Annotated in this window: 13 protein-coding genes; all 13 read left to right on the forward strand. The window is 70.5% G+C overall.

Going from position 1 to position 14,043, the window contains the following annotated elements; genetic code table 11:
* Positions 1-221, forward strand: a 221-nt coding sequence (locus FJY74_03500) for an ABC transporter permease (protein ID MBM3307369.1), incomplete at its 5' end; no start/stop codon positions are given.
* 135 nt (positions 222-356) lie between these two features.
* Positions 357-2,192: a PAS domain-containing protein gene (locus tag FJY74_03505; GenBank protein MBM3307370.1), complete on the forward strand. Its 1,836-nt coding sequence runs from the start codon at positions 357-359 to the stop codon at positions 2,190-2,192.
* On the forward strand, positions 2,189-3,532 hold the full coding sequence (locus FJY74_03510) for a sigma-54-dependent Fis family transcriptional regulator (protein ID MBM3307371.1): 1,344 nt from the start codon (positions 2,189-2,191) through the stop codon (positions 3,530-3,532). Before FJY74_03505 ends, FJY74_03510 begins: the two co-directional genes overlap by 4 nt.
* Positions 3,533-3,819: 287 nt before the next feature.
* Complete coding sequence (locus tag FJY74_03515; GenBank protein ID MBM3307372.1) at positions 3,820-4,407, forward strand: Spy/CpxP family protein refolding chaperone; 588 nt, start codon at positions 3,820-3,822, stop codon at positions 4,405-4,407.
* A 214-nt stretch (positions 4,408-4,621) separates the two neighbouring features.
* On the forward strand, positions 4,622-5,944 hold the full coding sequence (locus FJY74_03520) for an NCS2 family permease (GenBank protein MBM3307373.1): 1,323 nt from the start codon (positions 4,622-4,624) through the stop codon (positions 5,942-5,944).
* A 49-nt stretch (positions 5,945-5,993) separates the two neighbouring features.
* Positions 5,994-6,332, forward strand: a complete 339-nt coding sequence (locus tag FJY74_03525) for a divalent-cation tolerance protein CutA (protein MBM3307374.1) — start codon at positions 5,994-5,996, stop codon at positions 6,330-6,332.
* Complete coding sequence (locus FJY74_03530; protein ID MBM3307375.1) at positions 6,301-6,957, forward strand: outer membrane beta-barrel protein; 657 nt, start codon at positions 6,301-6,303, stop codon at positions 6,955-6,957. Before FJY74_03525 ends, FJY74_03530 begins: the two co-directional genes overlap by 32 nt.
* Positions 6,958-6,983: 26 nt before the next feature.
* Positions 6,984-7,403 (forward strand): OsmC family protein, encoded by a 420-nt coding sequence (locus FJY74_03535; GenBank protein MBM3307376.1) that lies wholly within the window; start codon positions 6,984-6,986, stop codon positions 7,401-7,403.
* 45 nt (positions 7,404-7,448) lie between these two features.
* On the forward strand, positions 7,449-8,819 hold the full coding sequence (locus FJY74_03540; GenBank protein MBM3307377.1) for a TldD/PmbA family protein: 1,371 nt from the start codon (positions 7,449-7,451) through the stop codon (positions 8,817-8,819).
* Between the two features lies 1 nt (position 8,820).
* A complete protein-coding gene (locus tag FJY74_03545; GenBank protein MBM3307378.1) occupies positions 8,821-10,167 on the forward strand; it encodes a TldD/PmbA family protein in 1,347 nt (448 codons plus the stop codon).
* Between the two features lie 10 nt (positions 10,168-10,177).
* A complete protein-coding gene (locus tag FJY74_03550) occupies positions 10,178-12,073 on the forward strand; it encodes a DUF2207 domain-containing protein (protein MBM3307379.1) in 1,896 nt (631 codons plus the stop codon).
* A gap of 11 nt (positions 12,074-12,084) precedes the next feature.
* Positions 12,085-12,510: an archease gene (locus tag FJY74_03555; GenBank protein MBM3307380.1), complete on the forward strand. Its 426-nt coding sequence runs from the start codon at positions 12,085-12,087 to the stop codon at positions 12,508-12,510.
* Between the two features lie 66 nt (positions 12,511-12,576).
* Complete coding sequence (locus tag FJY74_03560) at positions 12,577-14,031, forward strand: RtcB family protein (GenBank protein MBM3307381.1); 1,455 nt, start codon at positions 12,577-12,579, stop codon at positions 14,029-14,031.
* Positions 14,032-14,043 lie beyond the last annotated feature (12 nt).

Below are 14,043 nucleotides of genomic sequence, written 5' to 3' on the forward strand. Positions count from 1 at the left end.
CGGACCTCCTTCCTGCGTGGGTGAGGCCCGTCTCGCTCGCGCTCCCGACGACGCACGTGCTCGCCGTCATTCGCGGGACCGCATCGACCGGCGTCTCCGCGACGCGCGCATCGCTCGCCTTCCTCGCCGTCGCCGCGGTTGCCGCAGGCATCTTCGGCGCGGCGGTTCTCCGATGGGGCGTCGGGCGCGCCCGCAGACTCGGGACGCTCGGCGAGTACTGAGCCGGCCTTTGCTCTTGCCCGGCGCTCCGCGCGTGGTGTCTAATGGCCCTACGGTGAACGGGTGCCGCGCCGCGGGGCTCGCTGCGCGCGGACGGCCCGTACGCGCCGGGCCGGTCCCTTTCCGAGGTGCGCTCCATGGCCGCCAGACGAGCGGGTCATCTGCCCATCGCCTTCGTCGTCGTCAGCATCCTCATCCTGGGCGCCGTCGTCGCGATCGTGTCCTTCCGCGACATCGGGCGCGGGCGGGCGCAGGTGGCGGAGATCCTGAGCCGCCAGGCCGGCGGCGTCATGGCGTTCGTCGCCGCCGACCTTCACGCCGAGCTGGTCGCTCCCGCCTGGCAGCGCTCGCGCATCGAGCGGTTCTTCCAGAACGTCATCGACCGCGAGAACGTCGCGTACGTCGCCATCCTTGACGGCGACCGGCACGTACTGGTCCACAGCGACCCGGGGCAGGTCGGCTCGGTGTGGTCGGGGCCGCTCCGTCCGGGGCCCCGCGGCCGCCGTCCCGAAGGCGTGGTCGTCACGGTCGAGGGTCGCACGATCCACCAGTTCGCCGTCGCCCTCGACGTCCACCCCGAGCGCGTGTGCCGCGCCGCGCTCATGCAGGGCCGCGGTCCCGGACGCTTCGGGAGGGGCCCCATGGAGTGCGCCGTTGATCCCCAGACCGTTGCGGCGCGGCTCTCTGACCTCACGCAGCGGCGGGTCACGGCGGCCGGCCCGGTCGATCTCATCGCGGTCGTCGGCCTGGACGCTTCCGACCTCGAGGCAGGGTTCCTCGCCTCGCGAAACCACACCGTGATGCTGTCGGCGCTCCTCCTTCTCGTCGGCGCGGCCGGGATCTACTTCCTGTTCACGGCCGCGAGCTACCGGTCCGTGCGGACCGCCCTCGCGACGATGCAGTCCTACACGACCAACCTTGTTGAGAACATGCCCAGCGGACTCGTGTCCGTCGGTCCCGACGGGCGCGTCGTCACGGTCAACTCGCGGGCCCGCTCGATGCTGTCCATCACGGACGGCGCGCGCGACAGGAGCGTGGATGAGGTTCTGAGCATCGAGCCGCCCGAGGACCGGGAGGCCGTGGGCGCCGTCATCGCCGGGAAGGCGGGGCCGCTCAAGACCGAGACCCGCGTCACCGTCGGCGGAGTGAGCGTGCCCATCGAGCTGTCCGCGTCGCCTCTCGCCGGTGAGGACGGACGGCACGCGGGCGCCGCGCTCCTCTTCCAGGACCTCCGCGAACTGGAAGCGCTGCGCGAGGAAGTGGAGCGGGAGCGACACCTCGCGTCGCTGGGAAGGCTCGCCGCCGGCGTCGCGCACGAGGTCCGCAACCCGCTGTCATCGCTCAAGGGATTCGCGCAGCTCTTCCGGAGCAGATTCGCGCCCGGGTCGGAGGAAGAGCGGCACGCCGACATCATGATCGAGGAGGTCGAGCGGCTCGACCGCGTTGTCGAGGAGCTCCTCGACTTCGCGAAGCCCAGCCGGCCGGACCGGCGCCCCGCCGACGCGAACGAGATCGTGAGGGAGTCCGTCGCGCTCGTGCTCGAGGACGCCGCGTTCAGGAAGGTCTCCGTTCAGATGAAGCTCGCAGACGGCCTCCCCGCCGTTCTCGTGGACCGCCGCCAGATCCGGCAGGCGCTCCTTAATCTGCTTCTCAACGGCATCGACGCGGCCGGCGAGGGCGGCACGGTCGTCGTCGAGACGGCGCTTCAAGCGGGCTCCGGCGCCGCGCACGTCGCGGTCGGCGTGCGCGACAACGGTCCCGGTCTCGAGCAGGACGAGATCGCACGGATCTTCGAGCCGTTCTACACGACGAAGCCCAGCGGCACGGGGCTCGGGCTCACGATCGTCTCGCGCATCCTCGAACAGAACGGGGCGCGCGTGAGCGTCACGAGCGCGAAGGGGCGCGGCAGCACGTTCTCCGTGCGGGTTCCCGTCGCCGGCCGGGCGGACGCGGCGGAGGGCAGGGCGGCATGACCGCGCGCACCGATGGGCCTGCGCTCCGCGTCCTCGTCGTGGACGACCAGGCAAGCGTGCGCGAACTCCTCAAGGCCGTGCTGACGTCGGACGGCCACGAGGTCGAGCAGGCGTCCGACGGCGGCGAGGCCGTGCGCGCGCTCGGGACCGGCTTCCACGACCTCGTGGTCATGGACATCCGCATGCCGGGCATGGACGGCATCGCCGCGCTCGAGCGGGTGAAGGAGATCTCGCCGCGCACGGGCGTCGTGATGATGACCGCGTACGCTTCCGTCGAGACGGCCGTGAGAGCGATGAAGCTCGGCGCGTTCGACTACGTCACGAAGCCCATCGACATCGACGAGGTGCGCGCCGTCATCGCGCGGTTCGTCGGCTCTCTCCATCCGGAGGAGGCCGAGGAGCTGCCGGGCGAGTCGCGCGACGTCGTGGGCGCCAGCGACGCGCTGCGCTCGGTGCTCGCGCTCTCGCACCAGGTCGCGGCGAGCGACGCCACCCTGCTCATCCTCGGCGAGAGCGGGACGGGCAAGGAGGTCATCGCGCGCGAGATCCACAGGGCGAGCCCCCGCGCGCGGGACCCGTTCGTGGCCGTGAACTGCTCGGCGATCCCCGAGGCGCTTCTCGAGAGCGAGCTCTTCGGCCACGAGAGGGGCGCGTTCACGGGCGCCGTGCGCCAGAGGAAGGGGAGATTCGAGCTTGCCGCGGGGGGCACCATCTTCCTCGACGAGATCGGCGACATGTCGCCGGCGCTCCAGGCCAAGCTGCTCAGGTTCCTTCAGGACCACCGGCTGCAGCGCGTCGGAGGCTCGGCCGACATCGCCGTGGAGGCGCGCGTGATCGCGGCGACGAACAGGAACCTCGAGCGCGAGGTGGCGGAGGGGAGGTTCCGGGACGACCTCTACTTCCGCCTCAACGTCGTGACCATCGTCGTGCCGCCTCTCCGCGAGCGCCTCGAGGACGTGCCGCTGCTCGTGGAGCACTTCCTGAGGCTCCACGCGCCCGAGGGCATCAAGCCGAAGAAGATCTCGCCCCGCGCCATGCGTCTCCTCATGACGTACGCGTGGCCCGGGAACGTGCGGGAGCTCGAGAATGCGGTGCAGCGCGCCGTCGTGCTCTCGCGCGGCGAGACGATCTTCCCCGAGCAGCTTCCGCCGAGCGTGCGCGCGACCGGCTCAGAGGAGCCGGGCCCGGCCGGCGGCCGCACGATGCGGGAGATCGAGCGGGACGTCATCGTGCGGACGCTCAAGGAGACGGGCGGGAACAGGACCAACGCCGCGAAGATCCTCGGCATCTCCAGGCGGACCCTCCAGAACAAGATCAGGGAGTACGGCGTCGACCTCTGAGGGCGGGCGCCGCGCGACCTCGGCGCGCCGGCTCCCGGTGCGAAGAATCTGCGCAACGGGACGGCCGGACCCCGCCGGATGTGCGCAGCGGTTGCGCAGTCGACGAAGCGCGCCGCACACGCGATCGGTCGAGCGCTGCGCGCGTCCCGCCCTAATGCTCGTCGGGACAGCGTCTTGCGCCGAGGACCGTTGAGCGGCGCGCGTTCCGCCGCGGCTGGCATGACCGTTGCTTGACAGGTGGCCATGCTCGATGGTCCGGGGCCCGTCTGAACCGAAAGGAGACCGAGATGAGAACGAACAGGATGCTCGCGCTCGTCGCACTGGCGCTCGTCGTGACGGCCACGCTGGCCTTCGCCCTGCCGGCGCAGGCGCGAGGCCGGGCCGGCTGGGGCGGCCCATGCGGGATGCAGCCCGGGATGGCCGGTGGCGCGCCCATGAGGCCGGCCTTCACGGCGGAGCAGACGGAGAAGATCGAGAAGATCAGGGCGAAGTACGACGACCTGCGCGTCGAGCATCGCAACAAGATCGCCGCGATCCGGCTCGAGATGAGGGACCTTCTCTCCCAGCCGGAGCCGGACTTCGGCAAGGTCGAGGCGAAGATCGACGCGATGTCGCAGATCCACGCGAAGCTCGCCAAGCTGCGCCTGGCGCAGCACAAGGAAGTCCGCGGGCTCCTCGATGCCGAGCAGAGAATGCTCTTCGACCGTGGCTTCACCGAGCGACTCGGAGAGATGCCGGGGCCCTGCATGGGCAGGCAGGCGATGGCGGGCTGCCGCCCGGGCGGCATGATGGGCGGCCCGTGCCCGATGGCCGGCGAGCCCGGCGCGGGCAGGGGAGTGAGGCCGCAGAGCGGGCAGTGGCGTCGCTGGCTCTAGACGGCCGGTGACGCGGTGTGGGCCGCCGGCGCGAGCCGCCGGCCGCTCCCGGGCGCTGGGCTCGCCCGAAGCGCGGGCGGTCGCTGGAGGCAGCGGCCGCCCGTTTTCTCTTGTCGCCGCCGAGCGACGCTTCCTATACTCCGCCGCCTGCAGGGCAGAAGAGCGGGGGGCGCCGCGTCCCCCGTCCCCGTCGGACCCCCTTCCGGAGGCAGCCATGCTGGAGCGGCTCTTCAGACTCAGGGAGCACGGGACCACCGTGCGCGTGGAGCTCATCGCCGGCGTGACGACGTTCATGACGATGGCCTACATCGTCTTCGTCAACCCGGCGATCCTCTCCGCCCCGCAGGGCGCGGGCATGGACTTCCGGGCGGTCATGGCCGCGACGTGCGTCGCCTCGGCCGCCGCCACGCTGCTCATGGGCCTTCTCGCGAACTACCCCATCGCGCTCGCCCCCGGCATGGGGCTCAATGCGTTCTTCAGCTTCGTCATCTGCGGCCAGATGGGTGTGCCGTGGGAAGTCGCGCTCGGCATGGTCCTCGTCGAGGGCCTCGTCTTCATCGCGCTCTCCGCCTTCCGGGTGCGTGAGCAGATCGTGAACGCGGTGCCCGCGTCCCTCAAGCTCGCGGCGGCCGGCGGCATCGGGCTCTTCATCGCGTTCATCGGACTCAAGGACGCCGGCATCGTCACGGCCGACCCCGCGACACTCGTCGGCCTCGGAGACCTCCACGAGCCCCACACGCTCCTCGCGCTCTTCGGGCTCGGGCTCACCGCGGTCCTCCTCGCCGCCGGCGTGCGCGGCGGCATCCTGTGGGGCATTCTGGCGACGGGGGCCGTGGGGCTTGCGACCGGGCTCGTCCGGTCGGGCGGCGTGTTCGCCGCGCCGGACATGTCGGCGACCTTCCTGAAGATGCGCCCGCTCGACGCGCTCCGCCTCGAGTACGTCGTGCCCATCTTCGTGCTCTTCTTCTTCGACCTCTTCGACACCGTCGGCACGCTCGTGGGGATCGGCACGGCCGGCGGGTTCATGAAGGACGACAGGCTCCCGCGGGCCGGCCGCGCCCTCATGGCGGACGCCGTCGGGACCGCCCTCGGCGCGGCGTGCGGGACGTCCACGACGACGAGCTACATCGAGAGCGCGGCGGGCGTCGGGGTGGGCGGGCGCACCGGCCTCTCGAACGTCTTCACGGCGCTCCTCTTCCTCGCTGCGCTCTTCTTCGCGCCGCTCGCGCAGGCGTTCGGCGGCGGCAGCCAGACGGCCGCCGGGCTCGTGCTGCACCCCGTGACGGCGCCCGCGCTCATCGTCGTCGGCTGCCTCATGATGCAGAGCGTCGCGAGGATCCCGTGGGGCGACTACTCCGAGGCCATCCCGGCGTTTCTCACGCTCGTCGTCATGCCGCTCACGAACATCTCGCACGGGCTCGCCGTGGGGTTCGTGAGCTACCCGCTCGTGAAGCTCCTCTCCGGCAAGGGCAGGCAGGTGCACTGGCTCGTGTACTGCCTTGCCGTTCTGTTCGTTCTGAGGTATACGTTGATCTGAGCCGACCGGGCGTCGATCCCGCCGCACCACCCGACCGAGGGAACCTCGCGTGAGCCCCCGTGACAAGGCAGACCGATTCGTGCAGGTACAGACGACGCTCGACTCGCGGGACCGCGCGGCTGAGCTCGTGCGTGAGGTCCTCGACGCGAGGCTCGCGGCGTGCGGCCAGATCGTCGGGCCCGTCGAGAGCGCGTACTGGTGGGGCGGTGCGGTCGAGACGGCCGTCGAGTGGCTCTGCCTCTTCAAGACCCGCGCCGAACTCGGCGAGCGCCTCGAGCGCTTCCTGGCGGAGCGGCACCCGTACGAGGTACCCGAGATCGTCGTCCTTCCCATCGAGCGTGCATCGGAGGCCTACGGTGACTGGATCGACCGCGAGACGCGCGGCTAGCCCCGCGCCCGCGCTCCTTGCGTGCGCCCTGCTCCTCGCGGCCGGGCCGGCGACGGCGGACGAGCCGTCTCCCTTCTCGGGATACGGCCGGAGGGGCGCGGAGCTCTGGGCCGAAGCGCCGCGCTACACGCTGCCCTTCGGAGAGGCCTACGTCAACGAGCGGCGCATCGAGAACGGCTGGGGGTTCGGCTTCGGGTTCATGCTCGGGCTGACCGATGTGCTCTCGGTGGAGGGGCGTGTCGTGCAGTCGTGGCACAAGGTCCTCTCGACGGACGAGCGATGGGACCTCGACCACGCGTTCGTCGGGGTCCGGTACACCTTCAGCCCCGAGAGCGACGCGCAGCCGTTCGTGGGGATCGGGGGCGTCCGGCTGTCGCTCGAGCGGCGGGTGGACATCGAGTCCAGCTCCGACTTCCGACGCGCCACGGGTTACGGCGCGTACGTCACCGCGGGCGTCGATCGCATTCTCAGTCCGCGCTTCGTGCTCACCATCCGCGGCGACTACTACGTGATGTCCTACACGCGGGAGTTCGTCGGCGTGAACGAGGATGACTTCAGCGGCGACTCCCGCGGCGACGGCGCCGGCGTCTCGGTCTGTCTGGGCTACCGCGTCCCGACGTGGTAGGGCCCGCCCACTGCGAGGAGGACTTCATGCTTGAGGCGAGGGCCGTCTGGAAGGGGAGGCTCGCGTTCGACGCGTGGGACGGGGAGGGGCGGCCGATCGCCCTCGACGCGAGCAAGGCCGCCGGAGGGGGCGGCGACGGCTTCCGGCCCGCGGAGCTCCCGCTGCTCGGGCTTGCCGGCTGCACAGGGATCGACGTCATCGAGATCCTCGCGAAGATGCGGCAGCAGGTCACGGGCTTCGAGGTCCGCGTGACCTCGAAGAAGAAGCAGGGCTACCCGGCCGGGTACGACGGCATCCACATCGAGTACACCGTCCGGGGGAAGGGGCTCGCGAAGGAGAAGGTCGAGCAGGCCGTGAGGCTCTCCGAGGAGAAGTACTGCACGGTGGGTCAGGCCCTCCGGAAGGCCACCGAGATCACGCACGCCATCACGATCGTCGAGGAGTAGCGTCGCGGGGGAGGCCCCGCGCGACCGAACACCGTGGGAGGACCGATGAAGGAGCGTCTGGAGGAGGTCGTCAGGCGGCACGCGGGACGGTGCGACTACCTCGAGGTCCACGTCGAGGAGACCGAGGAGTCGCGCGTCCAGTTCAACGGGCCGCGCATCGCCGACATCGGCCGCAAGCTCGACTTCGGCGGCAACGTGCGCGCGCTCCACAGGGGGGGATGGGGGTTCGCCTCGTTCAACAGCCTCGACCGGCTCGACGAGTTCGCGGGGTACGCGGTCGAGCAGGCGCGGCTCGTCGGGAAGGAGACGAGCGCGCTCGCGCCGGTCGAGCCCGCGCGGGCCGACGTGCTCCTGGACGTGAAGGAAGACCCGCGGTCCGTTCCCCTCGAGGCGAAGGTCGCGCTCCTCAAGGAGTACAACGACCGGGCGCTCGGCAAGGGCGGCCGCATCGTCAGCACGGTCACGCGGTACTTCGACCGCATGCGGCGACTCTGGTACGCCAACAGCGAGGGGAGTCTGGTCTACCAGGAGAGGGTCGATCTCGGCGGCGCCGTGACGCCCGTCGCCTCGGCCGGCGGCGACACGCAGATGTACTCGGTGTCGTTCGGCGGGAGCGACGACTTCGGCGTGGCGCGCGGTCGCGAGAAGGAAGTGGACGAGGCGTGCGCGATCGCGCTCGGCAAGCTCGACGCGCCGAAGGTGAAGGGCGGCGAGTACACGGTCATCCTCGACCCGATCCTCGCCGGGACGTTCATCCACGAGGCGTTCGGCCATCTCTCCGAGGGCGACAACGTCTACGAGGACAGGAACCTCCAGGAGGTCATGACGCTCGGCCGCGAGTTCGGCGGCCGGCTGCTCAACGTGTACGACACCGGCCTCGACAAGGGCGAGCGCGGCTCCCTGCTCTTCGACGACGAGGGCGTGCCCGCCGAGAAGACGTACCTCATCCGGGAGGGGAAACTCGTCGGGAGGCTCCACTCGCGCGAGACCGCCGGCAAGATGGGGGAGCGTCCCACCGGCAACGCGCGCGAGATCGACTACCGGTTCCCGCCCATCTGCCGCATGCGGAACACCTGCATCGAGAGCGGTGACGCGCCGTTCGACCGCATGCTCGAGGGCGTGAAGCTCGGCGTGTACTGCGTGAGCGCGCAGGGCGGCCAGACGAACGGCGAGATGTTCACGTTCTCGGCCGCCAACGCCACCATGATCAGGGACGGCAGGCTGGCGGAGCAGGTGCGCGACGCCACGCTCACAGGCAACGTGTTCGTCACGCTCAAGAACATCGACATGATCGGCAACGACTTCGAGACGCACAACGGCCCGGGCGGGTGCGGGAAGGGCGGGCAATTCCCTCTCCAGACCAGCCACGGCGCGCCGCACGTGCGCATCAGGAATGTCGTCATCGGAGGTGAGTGACGTGAGGGAGATCATCGAGAGGGCAGCCGGGAAGGGCGCCGAGCGGTGCGAGGTCTTCCGTCTCACCTCGCTCAGCACGCGGGTCGACTTCGAGACCGGGCGGCTCAAGGGGGTGTCGAGGACCGAGGAGAGCGGCGTCGCGGTGCGCGTCGTGAAGGACGGCAGGATCGGGTTCGCGACGAGCACGCGGCTCGACGACCTGGACCGCGTGGCCGAGGACGCCGTCGTCACGTCGGCGTTCGGCGAGAAGGCGGAGCACCCCTTCGCCGCGCCCGCGAGCCCGCCGTCGCCGGCGATCGTGGACGCGCGCATCGAGAACCTTGCGGTCGAGGAGATGATCCGGCGGATGGAGGACGGCATCTCCCGCGTCCTCGACTACGAGAAGAAGATCAACGCCGAGGCGACCACGCGCCGGGACGTGCAGGAGATCTCCGTCGCGACATCCGACGGGTTCGAGGGCGCGTTCCGCAGAACCCAGTACGTGTTCTACGTCGGCGGCCGGCTCGTCGAGGGGACGAACATGCTCGACGCCGGAGGGTACTACGGGGGCAGCGCGCTGGATGACTCCGGAGACGGGCTCGTCGAGCGGATCATCGAGGACTTCAGGAACGGTCGGAAGAACGCGAGCGTGTCCGGCGGACCGACGATGGTCCTCTTCACGCCGCGCGCGATGGCGGACGTCATGATGACGCTGAACCAGGGGCTGAACGGGTCGATCGTCGAGCGGAAGGTCTCGCCGCTCACCGGGAAGCTCGGGCAGACGGTGTTCGACGAGCGGGTCACCATCCACGACGACGGCATGGCCGACGGCGGGCTTGCGTCCGCACCGTTCGACGACGAGGGCGTGCCGATGCAGCGGACGCCGCTCGTGGTCGGGGGCGTTCTCAAGGGGTTCATCACGGACCAGAGGACGGCGAAGAAGCTCGGGATGCCGGCCACGGGCAACGGCCTCAAGCTCAGGCGGCTCGTGCACACGAAGGACATCGGAGCCGTGCCGCAGCCCGAGATCACGGGCTGGGAGATGGCGGGCGGCGATGCGCCCCACGCGGAGCTCCTCGACCGGATGAAGAGCGGCGTGATCGTGGACAGCATCATGGGCATCATGATGAGCAACCTGCTCGCCGGGGACTTCTCCGGCAACGTCGCCTACGGTCTCAAGGTCGAGAACGGGCGCGTCGCGGGGCGCGTGAAGGACACGATGGTCGCCGGGAACATCTATCGGCTGCTCAAGGACAACGTCGTGGGGATCTCGAAAGAGGTCGAGCGCGTGGGGCTCATGGGGTTCATCGGGAGCCACAGCTATCCGTACGTTCTGATGAAGGACGTCTCCATCTCCACGAAGTCCTGACGGAGGTCGCATGCGAAGAGGTCTGTGCTTCGCCGCAGCCGCTCTCGCCGCGGTGCTCGCCGCCCTCGCCGGCGTCGCGGCCGCAAAGGACTACTCGTTCCCCGAGGTCGTCGTGGACGTCACGGTTCGGCCCGACGGGAGCTTCGAGTACCGCGAGTCGCGCTCGTACCTGTTCGACGACAGCTTCACCTTCGCCTACTACCAGGTGGAGAAGGCGCGGACGGCGGGCGGGGCGCGCGTGGACATCACGGACCTCGTCGTCTCGGAGAAGGGCGAGCCGTACGCGCTCCGCGAGCGGGGCGAGATCGACGAGCCGCGCACGCCGGGGACGTACTGGGTCTCGTACGATCACGAAGGCCGGTACGCATACGGCAAGTGGTTCTACCGGGCCGACGACGAGACCAGGACCTTCGACATCTCGTACACAGTGCACGACGCGGTCGTCGTGTACGACGACTTCGCGCAGCTCTACTGGAAGTTCATCGCCGAGAACTGGGATAAGCCGGCCCGCGTCGTGCGCGGGCTCATCCACCTCCCTCCGGGCGCGGACAAGGACTCGGTGCGCGCGTGGCTGCACGCGCCGCTCACGAGCGAGTACTGGATCCGCGACGCGCAGACGATCGAGTTCCGCGTGGACCGGCTGCCGCCGCGGCGGTTCGTCGAGATGAGAGTCCTGTTCCCGGCGTCGCTCGTGCCCGGCGCGACCGTCCGCGGGCACGGGCCGATCTGGGGCGTCGCGTTCAACGAGGAGAAGGAGTGGGTGGAGGAGGCCAACCGCGCGCGCGAGGAGGCGCAGAGCCGGTACGCGGCGTACACGGCGAGGCAGGCCGCGGGCGCGAGGCTCTCGGTCGCCGTCGCGGCGCTCGTGCTCCTGGGGTGGTTCGGCGTGTTCTGGCACTTCGGCCGCGAGCACAAGGTCCCCTTGGAGGGCGACTACTTCCGCGAGCTGCCGGCCGACCGGCCGCCGGCGATCGTCGGGTATCTCTACCGGTCCGGCGCCGTGTACCCCGACGACATGGTGGCCACGATCATGAACCTGGCGCGGAAGGGGCACCTGAAGATCACCGAGACCGAGCGGGAGAAGCCGAAGTTCCTCGGCATCGGGGGAGGCACCGAGTACGACTACATGCTCGAGCGTCTCGGGAAGACCGACTGGAAGCTCGAGGAGCACGAGCGCGATCTCCTGCGGTTCCTGTTCAGCTCGCCGGCCGCGCGGCTCAACTTCCTCTCGCTCGACGAGTTCAAGAAGGACGCTCAGAAGCACTCCTCGCGGTACCTGAGCTGGTTCCGCGGCTGGACGAAGGACGTGCAGCGCGCCGGGGAGGCCGAGGGGTTCTTCGAGAAGGCGAGCTCGCGCATGGTCGTCGTGTCCGTGCTCTTCGGGGTCGCAGGCGTCATCGTCGGGGTCCTTACGCTGGCGCTCACGCAGTCGCTCTTCGGACTCGCCGCGTTCCTGACGGGCTTCGCCACGATCGTCCTGTCGACGCTCGTCAAGCGGAGGAGCCCCGCGGGCGCGCTTGAGTTCGAGAAGTGGAAGGCGCTTCGGAGGTACCTGCTGCACTTCTCGCAGCTTGAGGATGCGCCGCCGCAGTCGCTCGCGCTCTGGGAGCACTTCCTCGTGTACGCGACCACGCTGGGCGTGGCGAAGGAGGTGCTGAAGGCGCTCGGTCCGTACATCCCGGCGATGGAGCAGGCCGCGGGCCGCAGCTTCGCGGCGGGCTGGTACGCGGGCGCGGCGAGCCGCATGGGCGAGGGGCTGGGCGGCAGCATCGCCGGGTTCTCCGAGGGGCTCTCGAGCATGGTCGCGACGGCCGGGAGCGCGATGAGCACGGCGAGCGGGACGGGCGGCGGGGGAACGGGTGGCGGCGGAGGAGGGGGCGGCGGAGGAGGCGGAGGCGCCGGCTGATCGGGGGCTCGATGGGGACGAGACCTCCGTACCGCGAGATCGAGCACACCGCCGACGTGGGCATCGAGCTCGAGGCGCCCGATCTCGCGTCGGCCCTCGAGCGCGCGGCCGCAGCGATGTTCGACGTCATGACGGACATCGAGCGCGTCGGCGAGCGCTGGCGGGCCGAGGTCCGCGTGAGCGGGACCGACCTCCAGAATCTCCTCGTTCGATGGCTCTCGGAACTCCTCTTCGTTGCGGAGTCCCACGGAGTCCTTCTCTCAAGATTCAGCGTTCGGCGGCTCGACGGCCTGTCGGTCGAAGCCGAGGTCGCCGGCGAACCGCTCGACCGCGCGAAGCACCTCGTGCGGGTGGAGATCAAGGCCGTAACCTACCACGAGCTCAGGATCGAGGAGGCGGGCGGCGGCTGGGCCGTCCGCGTCGTGTTCGACACGTAGGCGGGTGGCCGGCGCGGGGCGGCTGAGTCCGGGCCGCCGGCGTCCAGGCGCGGCGAGGACCATGTGATGTCACACGGCGACCACGGCCTCAGGCCCGTGCGCGACTGCGTCTGGGAGCTTCCGAGGGCGGGCGCGATGCGCGTCCCCGGCCGCGTCTACGCGGACGAGAAGCTCCTCGCGCACATCCGTGAGGAGAAGGCGCTCGACCAGGTGGCCAACGTCGCGCACCTGCCCGGGATCGTCCGATGCTCGCTCGCGATGCCCGACATCCATTGGGGCTACGGGTTTCCCATCGGCGGCGTCGCGGCGACCGACCCGGAGCAGGGCGGCGTCGTGTCGCCCGGCGGCGTGGGGTACGACATCAACTGCGGCGTGCGGCTCGCGACGAGCCGGACGCTCATCGACGAGGTTCGGCCGCGCGTCCCCGAGCTCGTCCGCGCGCTCTTCCACGACGTCCCGTGCGGGCTGGGGTCGCACGGCGCCATCGGGAAGCTCACGAAGAAGGAACTCACGGAGGTCATGGCGCAGGGCGCGGCGTGGGCCGTGAAGCGCGGCCTCGGCGACGAGCCCGACCTCGAGCGCACCGAGGAGCGCGGCCGCCTTCCGCAGGCCGACCCCGCCGCCGTGAGCGAGCGCGCCGTCGAGCGCGGGCTGGACCAGGTCGGGACGCTCGGCTCGGGCAACCACTTCCTCGAGATCGGGTTCGTGGACGAGATCTACGACGAGAAGGCCGCGGCCGCGTTCGATCTCTCGGCGGGCGAGATGACGCTGCTCGTCCACTCCGGGTCGCGCGGGCTTGGGTACCAGGTCTGCGATGACTCCCTCGAGATCATGCAGCGCGCCGTGGGCAAGTACCGCATCGCGCTTCCGGACCGGCAGCTCGCCTGCGCGCCGGTCGAGTCACCGGAGGGGAAGCGGTACCTCGCGGCGATGGCGTGCGCGGCCAACTACGCGTGGGCGAACCGGCAGGTCATCATGGCGCTCGCGTTCCGGACGATCTCACGGACGCTGGGCGCCGGGCCGGAGAAGCTGGGCCTTCGGCTCCTCTACGACGTCTGCCACAACATCGCGAAGCTCGAGCGGCACGAGGTGGACGGCGAGCGGCGGCTCCTCTGCGTTCACCGAAAGGGCGCGACGCGGGCGTTCCCCGCCGGTCATCGCGACGTCGCCACGGCGCACGCGGCCGTCGGCCAGCCGGTGCTCGTCCCCGGAGACATGGGCCGCGAGTCGTACGTCTGCGTCGGGACCGACACGGCGATGGCGGAGACGTTCGGGAGCACCTGTCACGGCGCGGGCCGCGTGCTCTCGCGCGCCGCGGCGAAGAAGGCCTCCGCGGGCAGAAGGCTCGAGGAGGAGCTCACCCGCATGGGCGTGTTCGTCGTGGCGGAGGGCCGCGGCACGCTGGCCGAGGAGATGCCGCACGCATACAAGAACGTGGCCGACGTGGTGGGCGTCATGGAACGGGCCGGGATCGCGCGCCGCGTCGCGCGCCTCAAGCCCGTCGGCGTGATGAAGGGGTAGGCGATGGAGCGC

The organism is Candidatus Effluviviaceae Genus I sp., assembly GCA_016867725.1.
Taxonomy (GTDB): domain Bacteria; phylum Joyebacterota; class Joyebacteria; order Joyebacterales; family Joyebacteraceae; genus VGIX01.

Excerpts from the sequence above, each read along its gene's own strand:
- FJY74_03535 (MBM3307376.1), top strand. The coding sequence starts at position 6,984 with ATGCTTGAGGCGAGGGCCGTCTGGAAGGGGAGGCTCGCGTTCGACGCG.
- FJY74_03540 (MBM3307377.1), top strand. The coding sequence starts at position 7,449 with ATGAAGGAGCGTCTGGAGGAGGTCGTCAGGCGGCACGCGGGACGGTGC.
- FJY74_03505 (MBM3307370.1), top strand. The coding sequence starts at position 357 with ATGGCCGCCAGACGAGCGGGTCATCTGCCCATCGCCTTCGTCGTCGTC.
- FJY74_03560 (MBM3307381.1), top strand. The coding sequence starts at position 12,577 with ATGTCACACGGCGACCACGGCCTCAGGCCCGTGCGCGACTGCGTCTGG.
- FJY74_03550 (MBM3307379.1), top strand. The coding sequence starts at position 10,178 with ATGCGAAGAGGTCTGTGCTTCGCCGCAGCCGCTCTCGCCGCGGTGCTC.
- FJY74_03510 (MBM3307371.1), top strand. The coding sequence starts at position 2,189 with ATGACCGCGCGCACCGATGGGCCTGCGCTCCGCGTCCTCGTCGTGGAC.
- FJY74_03520 (MBM3307373.1), top strand. The coding sequence starts at position 4,622 with ATGCTGGAGCGGCTCTTCAGACTCAGGGAGCACGGGACCACCGTGCGC.
- FJY74_03515 (MBM3307372.1), top strand. The coding sequence starts at position 3,820 with ATGAGAACGAACAGGATGCTCGCGCTCGTCGCACTGGCGCTCGTCGTG.
- FJY74_03555 (MBM3307380.1), top strand. The coding sequence starts at position 12,085 with ATGGGGACGAGACCTCCGTACCGCGAGATCGAGCACACCGCCGACGTG.